Origin of the sequence: Psychrobacter sp. AOP7-A1-24 (assembly GCF_052376235.1) — a bacterium.
GTDB lineage: Bacteria > Pseudomonadota > Gammaproteobacteria > Pseudomonadales > Moraxellaceae > Psychrobacter.
In genome coordinates this window covers 1-17,514 of the sequence record NZ_JBQSVM010000044.1, presented here as the reverse complement: position 1 = coordinate 17,514, position 17,514 = coordinate 1, and the positions used below count along the sequence as shown (strand labels likewise).

Below are 17,514 nucleotides of genomic sequence, written 5' to 3'. Positions count from 1 at the left end.
TTATTAATTGCTCTAGGTGCATTGGCACAACCAGACCTCGGCAAAAAGCTACGTCAACAATATAAAGTGGCTATCAATCTGGGTTATTACCCCGTAACTGCCTTTTTTAAGGCCGTCTTACCCCTACTCTATCCGTTGCTACGTTTGCCTATTCTAGCGGTACTCGCCTATGCCAGTGCCAGCGTAGAGATGCCACTTATCCTAGGGCCAAACACACCGCCGACGCTTGCCGTTACCATCATGCAGTGGTTCAATGATGTCGATTTGAACATGCGTATCAAAGCCTCGGCAGGTGCACTATTACAGCTTGTTCTGACCATTGGGCTAATCGCATTATGGCTAGGCGGTGAAAAGCTGATAAAAGTAATGTGTAGTGGCTCGCTGATCAATGGCACGCGCCATCATGCGGATGCGATATGGCAAAAAGTCACAGCCGCTTTGACCGTCATCGTGATTGGCTTTATGTTTATGTCGCTTATTGGACTGGCTATGTGGTCTGTTGCTGGGTTTTGGCGCTTCCCTGCAGCACTTCCAGAGCAGTTTGTCCTATTGCATTTTCAAAGCGCTTTTATGCAAATGGGTACACCTCTATTTAATACCATCTCTATCGGTCTTGTCAGCACTGCATTTGCTATTGTGCTTACTTTACTGTGTTTAGAAGCGGAACAACTGAGTGCGAAACGACTCTCTGGCTTTACCAGCTTAATCATTTATTTACCTTTATTGGTGCCGAGTATCGCGTTTCTATTTGGCTTAGTCTGGCTACAGCAACTGGCCAATAATCAAGCAGCGTTTTTTAATGTGGCCTTTACGCACTTACTGTTTGTGTTGCCATATGTATTTTTATCACTGTCTAGTAGCTATCGGCGTTTAGATCCACGCTTTGCTCGCGTGGCTGCTAGCCTTGGTGCCACACCACTAAAAGTGTTTTTACAGGTAAAACTACCACAGCTGTTTACACCTATATTGATTGCCGTCGCACTGGGTTTGGCGATAAGCTTTGGTCAATACTTGCCGACATTGTTGGCAGGTGGTGGACGTATCGCCACCATTACGACAGAGGCGGTGGCACTCGCGAACGGCGCCAGTAGACGCACCAGTGCAGTGTATGCCATTATTCAAATGTTGCTACCACTGATTGGGTTTATGCTAGCAAGCCTACTGCCAAAATATATTTTTAGAAGTGGTGCAAACAACACTCATTAATATGCTCTAAACCAGCCAATAATGACCATATAAATAAAGGGGTTTTGATGTCATCATCTTTACAGATAAAAAACTTAGCGCTATATCGAGAAGATAAGTGCCTACTGAGCATCGATGAGCAGATTTTTGGTGGTGACATACTCACTGTGATGGGCCCATCTGGTAGTGGCAAATCGAGCTTTTTAAATTGGCTCACAGGCACTTTGCCCAGTGGCTTTCACTCCACTGGTGAAGCGTGGTTAAATGACGAAAACGTCTGTAGCCTACCGCCGCATCTACGCCATATTGGCGTGTTGTATCAAGACCCCTTGCTGTTTTCGCACTTATCCGTCGCAGGTAATATTGCTTTTGCTATGCCAAAAGGTAATAAGAAGCAGCGGCAAGAAAAAATTGAGCAGGCACTAGAGCAAGTTGGATTAGCTGGTATGGGTAAGCGCCATCCTGATAATTTATCAGGTGGGCAGCAAGCACGAATCGCCCTACTGCGCACGCTACTCAGTGAGCCAAAAGCGATACTACTAGATGAGCCTTTTAGCAAGCTAGATACTCAACTTAGAGTCGATACGCGTCAACTGGTGTTTGATCAGATTCGCACCTTTAAACTTCCTGCTATTATGGTCACGCACGACCAAAGCGATGCCGAGGCAGCCAACGGTAAAGTTATTCATGTAGGATAGGACAATAGTTTTAGACATTGAAGTCAAACACCCAGTCAAAATAACAAGAAAAGCAAAACACAAAAGGCAGCTCGCATGTTAGATAAGTTTATCACGCCCGTTATCAAACCGATGCTGAACACTGTCGTTGCAGTACTACATAAGCGCAGTATCACGCCAGATCAACTGACAATTGTAGGGTTTTTTATTGGTATGTTGGCATTGCCATTACTCGCATTTGAGTTTTGGTATGGGGCGCTTGCCGCCATTGCGGTGAACCGTGTTTTTGATGGGCTTGATGGCGCACTCGCTCGCTACGCACAGCAAAGCTCTAGCGCTGGTGGTTATTTAGACATTACCTTGGACTTTTTATTTTATGCCGCCATACCGCTTGGCTTTATTTTGGCAAATCCTGAACAAAATGCCATTGCAGGGGCTATATTACTGGCTGCATTTATTGGCACAGGTTCTAGCTTCTTGGCATTTGCGATTGCCGCTGAAAAATACAATCTGGATAAGCCGCAGTTCAAATACAAAAGCTTTTATTATCTAAATGGTCTGACTGAAGGCACCGAGACTATTGTTCTGTTTGTCGCTTTATGTATTTGGCCGCAGCATTTTGTGTTACTTGCTGGTATCTTTGCTGCTGCCTGCGCTATCACCATCTTCACTCGCATATATGGGGGGTATCATACCCTCAAGCAGCTCGAATCTTCTAAGTAAAAACTCAAGGTATACACTGCAAATATACGCTGTGTTGAGTACCTGACCATTACGCTATTAAGTGTTTATTGAGTCATAAAGGCGCAGTGCCTCTATAGATAAGGCCATATCTTCAGCAAGAGCATGTATGGTTGAGCTTTCTACGCTGCGTTGTGCAAAGGCACGCAGGCCCATGACTTCCGCTTGTAGTCGACGTCCAAGCCTAACCGGATCAAACTGCCTATCCATTTCTCCGACATTCTGCGCCTCTCTAAAGCACTCTATAAAACGTGTCTCCATACCTGACAGCAGCATCTCTACCTTGGTTAACGCTGTCTGCTCACGCGCACCCAACTCTAGTAAGCTCTTAACCAACATACAGGCTCGGCTTGGTAATGCCTTATCACGAATTCCGCCAAGCTGCCGAACATAAGCAGCAAGGCCTAGTAAAGGCGTGTCATGATGGCTCAACACACGCTCAATCTCGGTCAAACCAAGACGCGCATAATATTCTAGTGACTCTTGAAACAGGCCTTCTTTATTACCAAAAGCAGCATAGATACTGCCTGGACGCATATCAAGTGCTTGCTCGATATCTTTTAAAGATGTGGCATGAAAGCCTTTTTGCCAAAAAAGCTGTAGCGCACGCTCCAAGGCATCATGACGGTTGTAAAGTGCAGTGCGTGACATAATGTGCCCCATTTAAAAAGCCGTGACCTCATATAAGAATGGGCACGGCTTTGAAACTTGAATGATTGCTCAATTTTATCCTGAATGGGTGCGACAGTAAAGTTAATATAATAAACGCTCTAGTAAACAAACGTAATGCTAGCTATCAACAATCATTCAATAATCATGCTGATAGCTAGTCAATGGTCTCTACAGGGGATAGTGACCATTTAATTAATCAAGCAGTCAATAACACATGCTTGCTCTTCTGATAAGCGGACAAACCATCGCCACCCAGCTCCCGGCCAATCCCACTTTGTTTAAATCCGCCCCATCCTGCCTCTGGCAGTACGATTTGTTGCTCGTTAATCCAGATATGTCCTGCTTTAATTTTTAGCGCCATCTCAAGTGCAGCAGTTTCATCGGCACTAACGATGGTCGCTGCTAGAGCAAATTTACTATCGTTGGCCAGTCGAATAGCCTCTGCATCATCAGCAAAGGTGGTACTGACTAATACAGGACCAAATACTTCCTCCATCCATAATTGGCTGGTCGTTGGTACATTGGTATAGACAGTCGGCATAGCAAAATATCCTGAACCAGTAACTAGCTCGCCACCAGTCAGACAAGCAAGATTCTCAGCAGTGGCAATATCGAAGTATTTTTTGACTTGGTTCAATTGCTGATCGCTCACTAATGGACCTAGTAGCGTATCTGCCGCAAAACCATCACCAATTTGCAGATTTGTCGTTTTGATTTTTAAGGCCTCATACAGCTGTTCAGCGATATCTTGATGTACAACCAAACGTGAAGTGGCTGAGCATATCTGACCTGCATTGGTAAATATCCCGCCAATGATTAAATCACAAGCGTAATCAATATCAGCATCTGCACATACGACAATAGCGGACTTACCACCCAGCTCTAGGCTGATATCTTTGATACCCTTTGCTGCCTGAACCATGACCTTTTCACCAACGACATTACTGCCCGTAAACGAGACTTTATCAATCAGCGGATGACTGGTCATAGCAGTGCCTACTTCAGCCGCACCCGGTAAAATATTGACCACGCCTTTTGGTAGATCTATTTCCGATAAGATATTACCTAGCATGAGCTCTGGTAATAATGTCACCTCAGACGGTTTTAGTAGCACGGTACAACCTGCCGCTAGCGCAGGTGCTAGTTTCCAAGCAGTTGTTACCATAGGGAAGTTCCAAGGGGTAATCAACGCACAAATACCCACTGGCGCATATGTCTTTAGTAAGCGTATGCCCGACTCAAGCGTTGATACCTCAGACCATGTTGCCTGATCTGTGATGAGATTGGCATAGTAACGATAGCAGGCAATGGCATCACCGACGTCTATTTTTGCTTCTTCAATTGGCTTGCCGTTGTTTAATACAGATAGTCCAACCAATTTGTCGAACTGCTGTTCCATAGCCTCTGCAATCGCATTTAAATAGTGCGCACGCTCGCTTACAGCAGTTTGCGACCAGCTAGCAAACGCTGCATCAGCTGCTTCGACTGCCTGCGCTACATGGACACTGGTGCATAAGCGCGTCGTTACGATCACCTCACCCGAGTTTGGATCATACAAAGCATGGTTATTTGTTTTATTAAAACCTGCATTATCAGTGTCAATGCCAGTGTCAGGTGCAGGCGCTTCAATCGTGACCCAGTTACCATTGATATAAGCGGCATTTAATACAACTTCATTTTGAGCAGTTTGACTGGCAGTTTCTCTGGTTAGGTCTGTAGACTTCAGTATTTCCATAATGGTCAATCGCCTTATATTTTTAATAAAATTATCTTTGTATATTTAACACTATCGATTAAATAATCGGTTTATCTGATGACAGAAAAACCGATTATTTATATCTTACTGTTAGGCTAGATATTTTTTAGCCCTGTATCTGCGGCTAATACAGTCTTATGGTTAATACAATAGGTGCGCCACTGATGTAATAACCACCAAGCTAATAAGTGTACGAAACATAAAGATGATGAACAGCTCTAGCACATTTAACTTAATGTTTGACTTCAAGATCAGCGCACCAACTTCAGACATATAGATGATCTGTGTGATGGAGCAAGCACCAACGATAAACCGTGTCATCTCACTTTCAATACTTTTACCAACCAAGGCTGGTAAATACATATCTGCAAAGCCCATAATCATGGCTGGTGCTGCTTTTGCAGCCTCTGGAATCTGTAACCATTCAAGCAGTGGTACCAGCGGTGTCGCTAACCAGTTAAAGACTGGCGTATACTCTGCTAAACCAAGACCAATAGTGCCGATAGCAAAAATAACAGGGATCAATCCAAAATAGATATCAAACAAATTACCAACGCTGCGCTTAAACACATAACCTAGGCTGGGCATAGAGTGTGCGCGGGTGACAGCACGATTGAGTGCCCATTGATAAGTGGTGTACTGTGCAGGGATACCCTCGTCCAGCATGCTCTTGCCAGCGTGATATGTATCAGGTTTAAGTGATAGTGGCGGTATACGCGGCATGATGATCGCAGCGATGAATCCTGTAAGTGCAATAGTCAAATAGAAGTAAACGAAGTTATTGTCTACACCGATGGTTTTGGCCACTACGTAGGTAAAAGCGATAGAAGTTACTGAAAAGGTGGTGGCGATGACAGACGCTTCACGCTGGCTATAGAAACTCTTGTCATACTGTTGCATGGTGACTAGCAGGCCGATAGACGCAGCGCCAAACCAAGAAGACATGGCATCGACAGCAGAACGACCTGGCAATTTAAACAGCTTGATGAATATCTTACTGGCTAAAGTGCCCAAAAACTCCATCAAACCAAAATCAGTCAAGAATGGTAATGACAGAATGGCAAAGAAAAATAATGGAATCAGAATGGGAATCAAATCTTCAAAAATGACACCGCCCGTATTACGATTGATAATAAACTCAGGGCCGACCTGTAGATAAATCATCCAAACAAATAGCATGCCCAAAAATCGCGTGGTCAACCAAAACCAATCGACATCAAAGAGGTTTTTTGCTAATGAATTTTCTTTTAGGTTGGGCTTTAATACCTTAACAGCCAAAGCTCCGACAAAGGATACAGACACGATTGCCATGGTGATATAAGCCACAAAACTACCTAGCCCTGCCTGCAGCGTATCGGTCAATACACCCAATAAAATGGTGACTTTACCATCCCACTGGAACGGTATGATAAATAACCCAATACCCAACGCTGAAAATAATAAAAATTTCCACATGGCAGCGCGCCATTGTCCTGCCTGCGGCGTTTCAGGGTCGACAGTATTATTCCCTAAAATCGGCTGCTGCGATTTATCAATAGCATTCGTCATTTAACTTCTCCTTAATGGGCGATGATTGCCAGTTTTTCCATTTCTCTGTCTGACCAATACCTGGATTTAGCGAATTGGTTGGATCCAGTTTTTTATAAAAATAATGTAGTTCAGCTTTAGCAGGATACATATGCCCCACATTGTGCTCCGCTGGATACTCGATATGACGTTGATCATAAAATGCAAGCAACTCATCCTTGAACTGCTTGGCATTGATATTAGGTTTCAATAAATAGTCTTGGTGCATGACATGACAGAAGAAATGCCCTAAATAAAAAGTTTTGCTGACTTGTTCTTGTAAGGAATTAGGTAAAGTCTCGTCCCAATCTACAGCATTTCTAGGTAAGGCAATATCAGTCGATAACAGCTCGCCAAATTTGTCTTGGCTTAATTTATCTTGGCTTAAATCGTAATAGCGAAACATAGCAGCGGTCGCAGCACTGCGAAATACCAATAGCGACTGTGATTCAGGTGCTGTACATACGTGCAGCGTACCTTGATACTGCTGTAAATGGTTTTGCAAAAATGTCTGCGCAGCGGTGATGTTGTTGTTGCCGCCAATACCATTGGCGCCATCTGCGACTTTTACAATCAAATGGTATTTATATGAGAGTGCTTGCCTACTCAACGATTCGGGTAATGACGGTGGCATAAATTTCGATGATAGTTGCAATATCCGATCTGGCAGCGTCTTTGGCAGATGCCATTTATCCAAATAATAGCCAATCTTTGCCTGCAATCGATATAACGCACCTATTTTATTGGCAGGCAGCTTTCGCATACTTAGACAAGTGTCTCGACCATAGTGCATCGTGATATCGTTGTAATCCCTATGCATATACTCAGCCAAAACAGGCAGCGTGAGCTCACTCTTTAACCATTGTGTTCTGAGTGTGGTTAAAGTATCCGCATCATTAGTCGAGATATAAAACGTTTGCTCTCGCTCTGGTTTAGCAAAGGTCGCTACCCTCACCGCAAATACAATAACTTTACCCGCTGAACCAGATGCTTCATACAGACCATTAGGATCATTGTTAAATCGAGCAGGTGTCGTTGCCTCACAATCACGAACTTTGTGTTGATAATGATGGTTGGTGCAAGCTTGAATGCTAGTTGTGCTGTTCGAGGCTTCGCTAAATGTGCCAGCTTGCAAGTTCTCTAGCATTTCTTCTGGATGCGAACCCAAATCCAGTCCCAAATGATTGATTAACTCAAACACTCCTGAGGCCTTGCGTCTAGCAAATAATGCCATCTCAGTATAGGCAGGCCCACGCTGTACTAGCATCCCGCCTGAGCTATTACAAATACCGCCAATCACCGACGCGCCAACACAACTAGAGCCTAATACTGAGTGCGGCTCACGCCCTAATGGCGCAAGGATAGACTCTAATTGCTGCAAAGTAGCGGCTGGCAAAGCAACCAGCTCTGCTGCATCATTGAGTAAATGCACACCGCCCAATGACTGCATAGAAATCACTACTAGCGGTCGATCATAGTTTCCGTTCGGAGTTGAGCCGCCTGTTAGGCCAGTATTAGCCGCTTGAGCAATGATAATCACATCGGCAGCCGCACAGATATTAATAACGCGCCATAGTGCCACTAGAGAATTCGGTATCACAACTACTAAGGTGGCGTCTGTGATGGCTTCAATCGCACCTTGTACATAGGATTGCTGTTGGCTTGATTTTGTTAATAGATTGTTCGTACCAACAACAGCCGCAAGGTCGGTCAACAAACACGATATTTGCTCGTGTCTGTCTTCTGACCATTTTTTAGCGTTTGGTGGCATGAACGTACTTCCTTGCGTAATCAGCGTTTGTCACTTTATAAAGTTATGAATATCAGCACTCTTAGCTAAAGTAAGTGACTGTCTTAGCCATCTCCTTTAAAAAATCATCTGCTTCATCAATCTCATATATGATGGGCTGTTTGCCTTTAGTGTCTGTTTTTAATGCGGCTAATAGTTGCTGCTTATCGGTGATTCTGCGATAGCCAGCCCCAAACCCTGCCGCTAGTGGCTCAAAGTTTGGCGTTTTAATATTGACACCAATCAGTGGTAAACCGCCCTCTTCCATATAACGACGAATCTCGCCGTAGCCTTGGTTATTCCATAATAAGACAATTAATGGCAACTCAAGCTCAGCTGCACAGATGAGCTCGGCAATCGTAAATTGAATACCGCCATCACCCATCAAGCTGACGACAGGTAAGTTTGAGCCAACCATGGCTCCGATAGCAGCGGGCAAGCCATAACCCAACGTGCCAAAACCTGTCGATGAATTAAACCATTTACGCGTCGTCAGAGCTTCAAGACCAAGGTTACCGCTATAGACAGGTTGCGTTGAATCACCAACAAATATGACGCCTTTCACCTCGTCCCTGATCAGCTTTAATAATGCATTTTGACCTGCAAAATCTGTCGTTACATCCTGCAAGATGGCTTGTTTTGCCTCATTGACACGTGACAGTGCTTGATGATCGAAGGTCTGATGTTCTAAGCGGCTACATAGACCACTAATCGCCATCTGTGCATCGGACAGTACCGCGATATCTGCTCTAAATGGACGCTGCAGTTGCTGGGCATCACAGTCGATACGTACCAGCGTACCATTTATCTTAAACTCACCGTTAAAGAACACATCGTAGTCAGTCTCACCAAGCTCAGTACCAATCGCTAGCACCCAATCTGCTTCGGTAATCACGGCTCGACCTGCGGCTAATGACTGGTTGCTACCCAAACTTAATGGATGACCAGGTGGCAGCAAACCTTTAGCATTAATCGTCAAAAACGTTGGCGCATCTATCAGCTCTGCCAATCGCTGTGCATCGTGATCGACATCGACGCAGCCGCCACCATAAAGTATTACAGGATTTTTAGCGGTTTTTAATGACTGTACAATCAGGTCTAATTGCGCAGAATTCGGCAGTGGTCTAGTAACTTGTGGTAGACTCAAACTATTTGTATCGGCTTGGCGAGTTGCGGCAGTATTTAAATTAGGCGGCTTAGCAACGTGACTGGCATCAGCGGTGATGATATCGATAGGCAACTGAATATGTACTGGTCCCGGACGCGCACCATTAAATAAAGCAAAGGCTTCTGCAATCACTTTCGGTAGCGACTCAGGTTGCCAAATGGTTTTGCTGGTCAGGGCTACCTTACTGACCATACCCTGCTGATCATGCAACTCATGCAAATGCCCTTCACCACTACCCGTATCTTTGACTTTATTGACACTAGAGATGACCAACATCGGTATCGAATCAGCCAGCGCTTGCGCTATCGCTGTCATGATATTAGTCATGCCGGGACCTGTGATAATAAAACAAACCCCAACCTTACCAGAAGCACGGTAGTAGCCATCCGCCATAAACCCAGCGCCCTGCTCATGACGCGGTGTCACATGACGAATATTGGTGCTAGGCAAGCCGCGATAAAGCTCTACCGTATGTACGCCAGGGATGCCAAAGACAGTCTCTACCCCATAGTACTCTAGCCACTGTACCAGTAGCTCACCACAGGTTAGAGAAGTGGTTTCTGATAATGCAGAAGACGTTTGCGTCAATTGGGTCATGAGTTAGTCATCCTAAAAATTTCGCTGAATATTCAAATAATTATCACTACCTCAAAACAACCTTTGTATTTTTTCTTTCATATTAATTACTAATTTCTAGCTACAAAGGTTGCTTATTATATAGGTAAAAATGATGGCGATTAGTAAACTGCTTTCACCTTGTCGTCATAACGCACACCCGGCAAGATACATAACATTTCGAACAGTAAGTTCGCAGCTAATACAGAGGTGTTACCAAACGGATCATAAGGTGGTGATACTTCGACCAAATCACCACCGACCACGTCTAGGCCACGCATACCACGCACAATTTCAATACCTTGCGTTGAGGTCAGACCACCGATTTCAGCAGTACCCGTACCTGGGGCAAACGCAGGATCGATACCGTCGATGTCAAAGCTCAAGTAGACAGGGCCATCGCCTAGCTTTTCGCGTACTTCTGCCATCAATGGCGCTAGTGACTTGTACCAGCACTCTTCAGCAGGTACCACGCGAAAGCCCTGCTCTGTTGACCAGTCAAACTCTTCAGCGCTATAGCCTGTTCCACGCAATCCAATCTGTACCACACGATTACCATCGATTAGATTCTCTTCAACCGCACGGCGAAATGGTGTGCCATGGGCGATTTTTTCGCCAAACATATCATCATTGATATCAGCATGAGCATCGATATGTACCATACCGACAGGACCATGTTTCTTGGCAAGTGCTCGTAGGATAGGTAGCGCGATAGTGTGATCGCCGCCTAGCGTCAATGGAATGGCATCGTGTTTCACGATTTTATCGGTATAGAATTGTTCGATGATATCAACGCTTTTTAGCAGGTTGAATGTATTGATAGGGACATCGCCGATATCAGCGACTTGCAATGACTCAAAAGGCGCAGCACGAGTGGCCACGTTATAAGGGCGAATCATTCTTGACTCATCACGAATCTGTCTAGGGCCCAATCTTGCACCGCTACGGTTAGATGCACCAATATCTAAAGGGACACCAACAAACGCGACATCTAGCCCTTCAGCATCGGCTTGAGTTGGCAGGCGCATCATAGAAGCGAAACCGCCAAATCTTGGCATTTCATTGCCACTTAATGGTTGATTGAATGTCATAAATTCTTCCTTGCTTTATTTGATTAAAGTACACAATTTGCTACATACCATTGACAATACATAAATATAAGAGCATGAACCATGGTAAAATTTAGAAGTAAACTTCTGAATTTTCGTAGTAAGGCAGACTTATATGTTATTAGCAGAAGTTTGTTGGAAAGCGTATTTATTGGAGGACGGTTCTTGATATTAGACGAATTGATAAAAATAGACGTAAAAACCCTACGTAGTTTTATGGCTATCGTAGACTGCAAAGGGGTGACAGCAGCTCAGACACGCCTCAACGTCACACCTTCAGTGATTAGTGGTCATTTAACGCATTTGGAAGATCGTTTGGGCATGACATTATGCCATCGTGGTCGCGCAGGATTTAAGCTGACAGAGGATGGCGCAGCAGTTTATGAGGCTTGCGTCGCCTTTACTGAATCAGTCGCCAATTTTCAACATCAGCTGCATTATATTCAGCAACTAGACTCCGTTCATGGCGGACATATTAGACTGTGCTTAACCGACCAAATGCCTAAGTTTTTTTATGATGCACTAAGACAGCGTCTTGCTAGTAGCTACCGTAATAACCCATTGATACACTTCTCTATCGACGTTCAAAGCCCTGAGAGCATGCTAGAAAAACTGCTCAGTAACGAAAGTGATATTGGCGTTGGTTATTTTGGCAGTTTTCCACCGTTACTGACCTTTGAGCCAGCATTTGTAGAAAGACAAATGGTATGCTGCGGACGTGAGCATCGGCTGTTTTATAATGCAGAAGGATTGACATTAGAAGACTTAGAACAAAACTACCCATGGATTAAGCGTGGCTATATTACGGATGTCAGCATCCATCACGTACGTCCTAAAATATTAAGTGCCACCACTTATCATATGGAAGCAACCGCACAGCTGATTCTTGCCGGTCACCATGTTGGTTATTTACCTCGTGACCTAGCCATGCGCTATGAAAGAGAAGGTTTGATGAAAATATTACTGCGAGAAGAAGCCAGTTATGCCGTCGAGCACCATTGGGCATATCGGCAGAATCAGCACAAACATATTGCTGACTTTTTGAATAAAATGATGAACCTACTGTAGAACAAACTCACATATATCCTAACAAGTAATAGACACTAGGATGTGCCTGTTGCGGGTTCTTCGTACTTTAGACCGATGGTTCTCAGCTTCCCTTTGTCATCAACTTCCTTAATAACTAATGACCATTCATCACTTATCACAACGGTATCGCCTGATACTGGCGCGGTACCCAGATGTGACTTCACATACTCAGCTACCGTTTGCTCCCACATATTTTTTGCGCTGTCTTCATCGGACGTTTTGAATGTTTTTACCAGTGTTTCAGACGCCATAATTCCTGTAAAAAATGGCAAATCACCAAGCTTCACACTAGGTGATAACAGCCAGTCGCCATAGAAATCATCAATAGCTTTACGATCTAGTGTTGTGTCATTAAAAATCTTGGCAATTTTGCTAGCGTGATTGCCTCTCATGGCATACCAGACACTATCGCCGAATTTTAGCTTTGTGCTGTCATCGACCACTACGATTTGTTGGTTTCGCACTAGCGCAAAGACACTGATTTCGTCAGGGTTGATACCTTTAGAGATACCCATCGGATGACGCCCAATGGCAAATGCGCCTGACTTTGCCTCAAACTCATACAGCGTGATACTGGCCTTATCTGACACCCAAACCTCATGCTCTTCTTTGGGGTCTTTATTCGTTGGAATACGTACTTTAAACAGGTTTGCCATTGTAGGAATGGTCGTGCCTTGCAAAATCAACGATAGAACCACGACACCAAAGGCAATATCAAACAGCATAAATGCGTTATCTATCCCAGCCATGACGGGTAAAATCGCCAAGGTAATAGGCACTGCTCCGCGCAAACCGACCCAAGAGATAAACCCAATTTCTCTGTCTTTAAATTTGAATGGTTTGACGCTGGTATAGACGGCAATAGGACGCGCCACAAAGATCATAAAGAGTGCGATCGCAACTGAATAATGCCAGACATTGAGTACATTTGATGGAGTGACCAATAGTCCTAGCACCACAAACAGTACCGCCTGAGACAACCAAGCAAAGCTGTCCATCACTCGCATGACATGCTCTGTTGAGCGGACCTTATGGTTACCGATCAATACACCAGTGAGATATACCGCCAAGAATCCACTGCCGCCAATGAGATTGGTCGCAGCGAATACAGCCAAGCCAGCCGAGAGGATCAAAATGGCATACATGCCTTCTGCTAAATGCACTTTGGGCAATAAGCGGGATAAAAAATAACCGAACAATAAACCCATGCCTAGCCCAAAGCTTAACTGTTGTAGCAATAAAACCAGAAAGCCGAACACTGTCTGACCAGCAGGGTCAACATTTAAAGCGATAAGACCAGTAACTAGTAAAATAGCTAAGGGATCGTTGGCACCAGACTCTAGCTCAAGCGTAGCTTGGACACGATCGTTTAGCTTGACGCCGCCATTACGTAATAGAGAAAATACTGCTGCCGCATCGGTTGAGCCGACAATCGCTGCCATAAGCAAACCAAAGCGCCAATCGACATCGAGCAGCCAAGTGACAAATACCCCTAGCACCATGACCGTGACTAACACACCCCACGTGGCTAGGGTAATTGCAGGTTTTAGCCCTACTCGGAACGATTTGAAGGATGTGCGTAAACCACCATCTAGCAAGATACAGGCTAAGGCGGCCTGCCCAACGAAATTGGCCAGCGCATATTGAGAGAACTCAATACCCAAGATACCCTGCTCACCTGCCAACATACCCACTATCAAAAACAACAATAACAATGGTACGCCTAAGCGAGCCGATAACGTACTCGCCATGATACTGGCGAAGATTAATACTGCGCCTACCAGATACAGGATATTCAAGGTATCCATTTTTTTTGAGCCCTATTTTTTATTATTCAGAATCGTAATTGATTGCGATATTGTTTTCATTATCTTGCTGTTAGTAGATATTACACCAGTGAGCCTATCATAAGCGGCCGTTATTCAAAATATGAATGGCAATTATTTATGATGATATTAGTATCACCGTTAGGACTAGTAGCCAATACTAAATCAATAAAAAACACTTCAAGTAAAAACGCTCAAACATTAAAGCAAAGTTCATCAAATGTTGTGGCTATACTGAAAGAATTTATGCCTTAGTAATACTTAGCCCTGAATGTATTGCCATGTCAGTACCAAAATAGCGGCCGCAATCGTCCAAGCGACCACGCCTAATAGCAGTGCCTTGTATAAGCTCATATAACTGATGCTAAAAAACACCACAAAGGTATAAATCAAATGCGGTATGACACCAAGCATACTAAATATCAGCGCGATTTTTAAATCAGCAGGACTGCGCTCAGTGCCAACGATAAAGTGACTGATTAACGTAAAAGTGGGAAATAAGGGCGCAAGTGCGGCCAAATAAAAAAATCTGGTTTGAGCAAATAATTGAATTGCCAGTACCATCAGTGCGCCGATAAGCATTTTTAACCAAATCACGACGGGTCTATCTCCTGTTGAGTATAAAGGCTGAACGTAGCCCAATCCGCCATGATACTAAAGTCTGCAAACTGACATAAGAGCAAACACTGATTAATTAACCTATATGATAAAAAAATACAAAAACCCCATCTAGCTATGGTGCTAAATGGGGCTGGTTGTTTCTATTGAGCGGACTTTTACAAATTACCTAGTCTTTTTTTGGTTTTAGCGCCGCGCTGATATCTGCTAGCAATGGCGGTATATCATGCTTGTCTGCAATTACCTCAATCATCACAAGCTTATCGGTCGTTTCAGCAGCTTTGTCAAAAGCAGATTTTAGCTCACCTGCTGTCTCTGCTCTGAGTAATACGCTATTTTCTTCTGTCGCGCCAAATGCTTGTGGCATAATCTGCCAGTCGCATTTAGGAATGTCATTATAATACTGGTTCTCACCATGAATTGCACGCTCTACCGTATAGCCATCGTTATTGACTAAGACGATCACAGGGTTGATACGCTCTTGAATGATTACTGCCAACTCTTGCACAGTCAGCAATGCTGAACCATCACCAATCAATAACACACTGCGTTTATCTGGTGACGCAATCGCCGCGCCTAGGCTAGCAGGCAACGTGTAACCAATCGACCCCCACATTGGCTGTCCATATGACGTCACCCCTTCTGGCAGGCGCACATCACTGATACCAAAATAGGCCGTTCCTTGTTCAGAAAATACCAAGTTATTGTGATCTAAGCGGTCAGCGATAATATGCCATAGGTCATCTTGGCGAATAGACTCACTGTCTTTACCTTTTTGTTCGTACGGCTTAACTTCTTCACAGAAAGGTTTCGGTACGATATTAATGCCAGAGGTCATCACTTCATGCAAAGCTTGCAACGCATCTTTTAGTGCAATTGGTGCAAAATTCTTACCACTGATAGAGGCGCGCTCATAATGTAAATCTACGACCACATCTTCATTAATATCTTGGCTAAATCCTGCGGTGGTGGTGTCAGTATATTGCACCCCTACTTTGATGAGACATTCGCAGTTTTCTACCGCATCTTTCACAATTGGACGCGAAGCAACACCCGCATAAGTCCCTGCCCAACGATTGCTATTTTCGTCGAGTAGCGTCTTGCCCCAAGATAGCGTGGTATAAGGGATATCTGTATCAGCGATCAATGCTTTGAGCTGTGATTGTAACCCCAAACGATGCACCATCAAATCTGCCATTAGTGTGGTGGTCTTATTTGGCAAAAACTCTGTTAGTGCTTGTTTAAAGTCTGATAATGCGGCTTGGCTGGTAATATCTTCTTGGCTATCGATCAGCTTAGTCGTTGGTGGATAGATGGGCTGACGCGCGACGTCTGGTGATAGTAACAGATAACCTGGGCGATGCTTTTTGAGAATTAAACGAATCACTCTATCAATTTCTGAGGCAGCATTTTCAGGGGTAATCTGCGCTCGTGCCACGGTCACTGGCTCAACCATCTTAATGAAATGATTGAATACGCCGTCACCAAGAGAATGGTGAATACGACGCTTTGAGTCTTGTAAGGCTGTGCTGGGCGCACCTACGATATGCAATACAGGCGCATACTCAGCAAAAGAACCTGCGGTTGCGTTAATCGCTGACAGCTCGCCTACACCAAAAGTCGTCACCATAGTGGCAAACCCACGCTCACGTGCATAGCCATCAGCAGCATAGCCAGCGTTTAGCTCATTGGTATTACCCACCCAGCGCAGCTTTTCAGAGGCGAGAATATTATCCAAAAAAGTTAAATTGAAATCACCAGGTACGCCAAATATCTCAGATGCACCCGCTTCTGCGACACGATCAAACAAATAATCAGCGATGGTATATTGTTGACTCATTTTTTATCCTTGTAACTTATCTTTGTAAGTATTGATAACTGTGAATGTAATTGAGATTAAATTATAAAGTGCGTCCCAGCTTATTTATGCACTCAAAGCTTTTGGAATACATATTATAATAAACCGTTATAACATACATCTATAGCCAGAAGACATGCCTATTTTAATAACTCCAACTTTTTTCGTCATAAGTGTTGACACCCTAAAAAAACTGCGTATAATACGCCTTCATCAACTGACGATAGTTAATTGATAATTAGCGGGAATAGCTCAGTGGTAGAGCATAACCTTGCCAAGGTTGGGGTCGAGAGTTCGAATCTCTTTTCCCGCTCCAAATACTTAAAAAGCCTCACTTAACAGTGAGGCTTTTTTTTGTGCGTAAGTTATTGTTTATAATATAGTTTTCTTAAATTACCTGATATATGGTAGCCAGTTTGGTAGCCATTTTTATAGCTACCTATGCTTAATGGTGGCCATAGGGCGGTGTAATTGTTTAGCTCTTTATTAGTAATGACCGCTGCCATATGCATATTTTTACAGCCGCGTAATTAAAAGTTTAGCTATTGCTTTTTGCTTTCACCAACTTATCAATCATTTCTATCCTACTGATATAACTATCTTCTATTTCTATATATTCCATAAATAGCCGTTTATGGGTAGCTCTGTGCATGCCTTTGGGTTTGGGTTGATACATACTATAACGCCACCCTAAACGCTTTCTTATTGCCTGTATGCGTGCGTCTGGTCGCTGCCATGGCTGCATTAGCTGTGTTTGATAGTTAGCCCCTATACAATGCCTGCAGACGTAAAGCCCTGCACAATAAAGCACACCTACACGCCTGCTGCACTTAGGACAAGCGAAC

General features: G+C 44.0%; 13 protein-coding genes and 1 tRNA gene. 5 read left to right on the top strand and 9 right to left on the bottom strand.

The annotated features are described in order from the left end of the window. The 3 genes from ACT3QQ_RS12110 to ACT3QQ_RS12100 all read left to right on the top strand — a co-directional run. A partial coding sequence (locus tag ACT3QQ_RS12110; protein ID WP_444528213.1) for an ABC transporter permease occupies positions 1-1,206 on the top strand: 1,206 nt, incomplete at its 5' end. Positions 1,207-1,253: 47 nt separating this feature from the next. Further along, positions 1,254-1,883 (top strand): ATP-binding cassette domain-containing protein, encoded by a 630-nt coding sequence (locus ACT3QQ_RS12105; protein ID WP_444528212.1) that lies wholly within the window; start codon positions 1,254-1,256, stop codon positions 1,881-1,883. Between the two features lie 75 nt (positions 1,884-1,958). Continuing rightward, positions 1,959-2,585, top strand: coding sequence for a CDP-alcohol phosphatidyltransferase family protein (locus ACT3QQ_RS12100; RefSeq protein WP_444528211.1), 627 nt, complete (start codon positions 1,959-1,961; stop codon positions 2,583-2,585). Between the two features lie 57 nt (positions 2,586-2,642). Here the strand turns inward: ACT3QQ_RS12100 and ACT3QQ_RS12095 are convergent, their stop codons facing one another. From ACT3QQ_RS12095 to speB, 6 genes are all read right to left on the bottom strand, one after another. After that, positions 2,643-3,254, bottom strand: a complete 612-nt coding sequence (locus ACT3QQ_RS12095; RefSeq protein WP_444528210.1) for a TetR/AcrR family transcriptional regulator — start codon at positions 3,252-3,254, stop codon at positions 2,643-2,645. 217 nt (positions 3,255-3,471) lie between these two features. Next, entirely contained in the window at positions 3,472-5,010 is a 1,539-nt protein-coding gene (locus tag ACT3QQ_RS12090) for an aldehyde dehydrogenase family protein (RefSeq protein WP_444528209.1), read from the bottom strand. 162 nt (positions 5,011-5,172) lie between these two features. Continuing rightward, complete coding sequence (locus ACT3QQ_RS12085; protein WP_444528208.1) at positions 5,173-6,579, bottom strand: YjiH family protein; 1,407 nt, start codon at positions 6,577-6,579, stop codon at positions 5,173-5,175. Beyond that, on the bottom strand, positions 6,563-8,368 hold the full coding sequence (dld, locus tag ACT3QQ_RS12080) for a D-lactate dehydrogenase (protein ID WP_444528207.1): 1,806 nt from the start codon (positions 8,366-8,368) through the stop codon (positions 6,563-6,565). The genes ACT3QQ_RS12085 and dld overlap by 17 nt, the downstream gene beginning before the upstream one ends. Before the next feature lie 61 nt (positions 8,369-8,429). Next, complete coding sequence (locus ACT3QQ_RS12075) at positions 8,430-10,151, bottom strand: 5-guanidino-2-oxopentanoate decarboxylase (protein WP_444528206.1); 1,722 nt, start codon at positions 10,149-10,151, stop codon at positions 8,430-8,432. A 140-nt stretch (positions 10,152-10,291) separates the two neighbouring features. Next, positions 10,292-11,260: an agmatinase gene (speB, locus tag ACT3QQ_RS12070; protein WP_444521438.1), complete on the bottom strand. Its 969-nt coding sequence runs from the start codon at positions 11,258-11,260 to the stop codon at positions 10,292-10,294. A 183-nt stretch (positions 11,261-11,443) separates the two neighbouring features. Here speB and ACT3QQ_RS12065 point away from each other — a divergent pair, with 183 nt between their 5' ends. Then, positions 11,444-12,346: a LysR family transcriptional regulator gene (locus ACT3QQ_RS12065; protein WP_444528205.1), complete on the top strand. Its 903-nt coding sequence runs from the start codon at positions 11,444-11,446 to the stop codon at positions 12,344-12,346. A 35-nt stretch (positions 12,347-12,381) separates the two neighbouring features. Here the strand turns inward: ACT3QQ_RS12065 and ACT3QQ_RS12060 are convergent, their stop codons facing one another. The 3 genes from ACT3QQ_RS12060 to ACT3QQ_RS12050 form a co-directional block, all read right to left on the bottom strand. Continuing rightward, positions 12,382-14,175, bottom strand: a complete 1,794-nt coding sequence (locus tag ACT3QQ_RS12060) for a potassium/proton antiporter (protein ID WP_444528204.1) — start codon at positions 14,173-14,175, stop codon at positions 12,382-12,384. Positions 14,176-14,454: 279 nt separating this feature from the next. Then, positions 14,455-14,790 carry a GlpM family protein gene (locus ACT3QQ_RS12055; RefSeq protein WP_444521441.1) on the bottom strand — a complete coding sequence of 112 codons (336 nt, stop codon included), beginning with the start codon at positions 14,788-14,790 and terminating at the stop codon, positions 14,455-14,457. Between the two features lie 190 nt (positions 14,791-14,980). Continuing rightward, a complete protein-coding gene (locus tag ACT3QQ_RS12050) occupies positions 14,981-16,651 on the bottom strand; it encodes an alpha-keto acid decarboxylase family protein (protein ID WP_444528203.1) in 1,671 nt (556 codons plus the stop codon). Between the two features lie 259 nt (positions 16,652-16,910). On the opposite strand from ACT3QQ_RS12050, the gene ACT3QQ_RS12045 reads away from it, so the two are divergent. After that, positions 16,911-16,985: transfer RNA gene (locus ACT3QQ_RS12045), tRNA-Gly, on the top strand. The last annotated feature ends 529 nt before the right edge of the window (positions 16,986-17,514 follow it).

What these genes read in the sequence shown, in the direction of transcription:
- ACT3QQ_RS12105 (WP_444528212.1), top strand. Translation starts at nt 1,254, where the DNA reads ATGTCATCATCTTTACAGATAAAAAACTTAGCGCTATATCGAGAAGAT.
- ACT3QQ_RS12100 (WP_444528211.1), top strand. Translation starts at nt 1,959, where the DNA reads ATGTTAGATAAGTTTATCACGCCCGTTATCAAACCGATGCTGAACACT.
- ACT3QQ_RS12095 (WP_444528210.1), bottom strand. Translation starts at nt 3,254, where the DNA reads ATGTCACGCACTGCACTTTACAACCGTCATGATGCCTTGGAGCGTGCG.
- ACT3QQ_RS12090 (WP_444528209.1), bottom strand. Translation starts at nt 5,010, where the DNA reads ATGGAAATACTGAAGTCTACAGACCTAACCAGAGAAACTGCCAGTCAA.
- ACT3QQ_RS12085 (WP_444528208.1), bottom strand. Translation starts at nt 6,579, where the DNA reads ATGACGAATGCTATTGATAAATCGCAGCAGCCGATTTTAGGGAATAAT.
- dld (WP_444528207.1), bottom strand. Translation starts at nt 8,368, where the DNA reads ATGCCACCAAACGCTAAAAAATGGTCAGAAGACAGACACGAGCAAATA.
- ACT3QQ_RS12075 (WP_444528206.1), bottom strand. Translation starts at nt 10,151, where the DNA reads ATGACCCAATTGACGCAAACGTCTTCTGCATTATCAGAAACCACTTCT.
- speB (WP_444521438.1), bottom strand. Translation starts at nt 11,260, where the DNA reads ATGACATTCAATCAACCATTAAGTGGCAATGAAATGCCAAGATTTGGC.
- ACT3QQ_RS12060 (WP_444528204.1), bottom strand. Translation starts at nt 14,175, where the DNA reads ATGGATACCTTGAATATCCTGTATCTGGTAGGCGCAGTATTAATCTTC.
- ACT3QQ_RS12050 (WP_444528203.1), bottom strand. Translation starts at nt 16,651, where the DNA reads ATGAGTCAACAATATACCATCGCTGATTATTTGTTTGATCGTGTCGCA.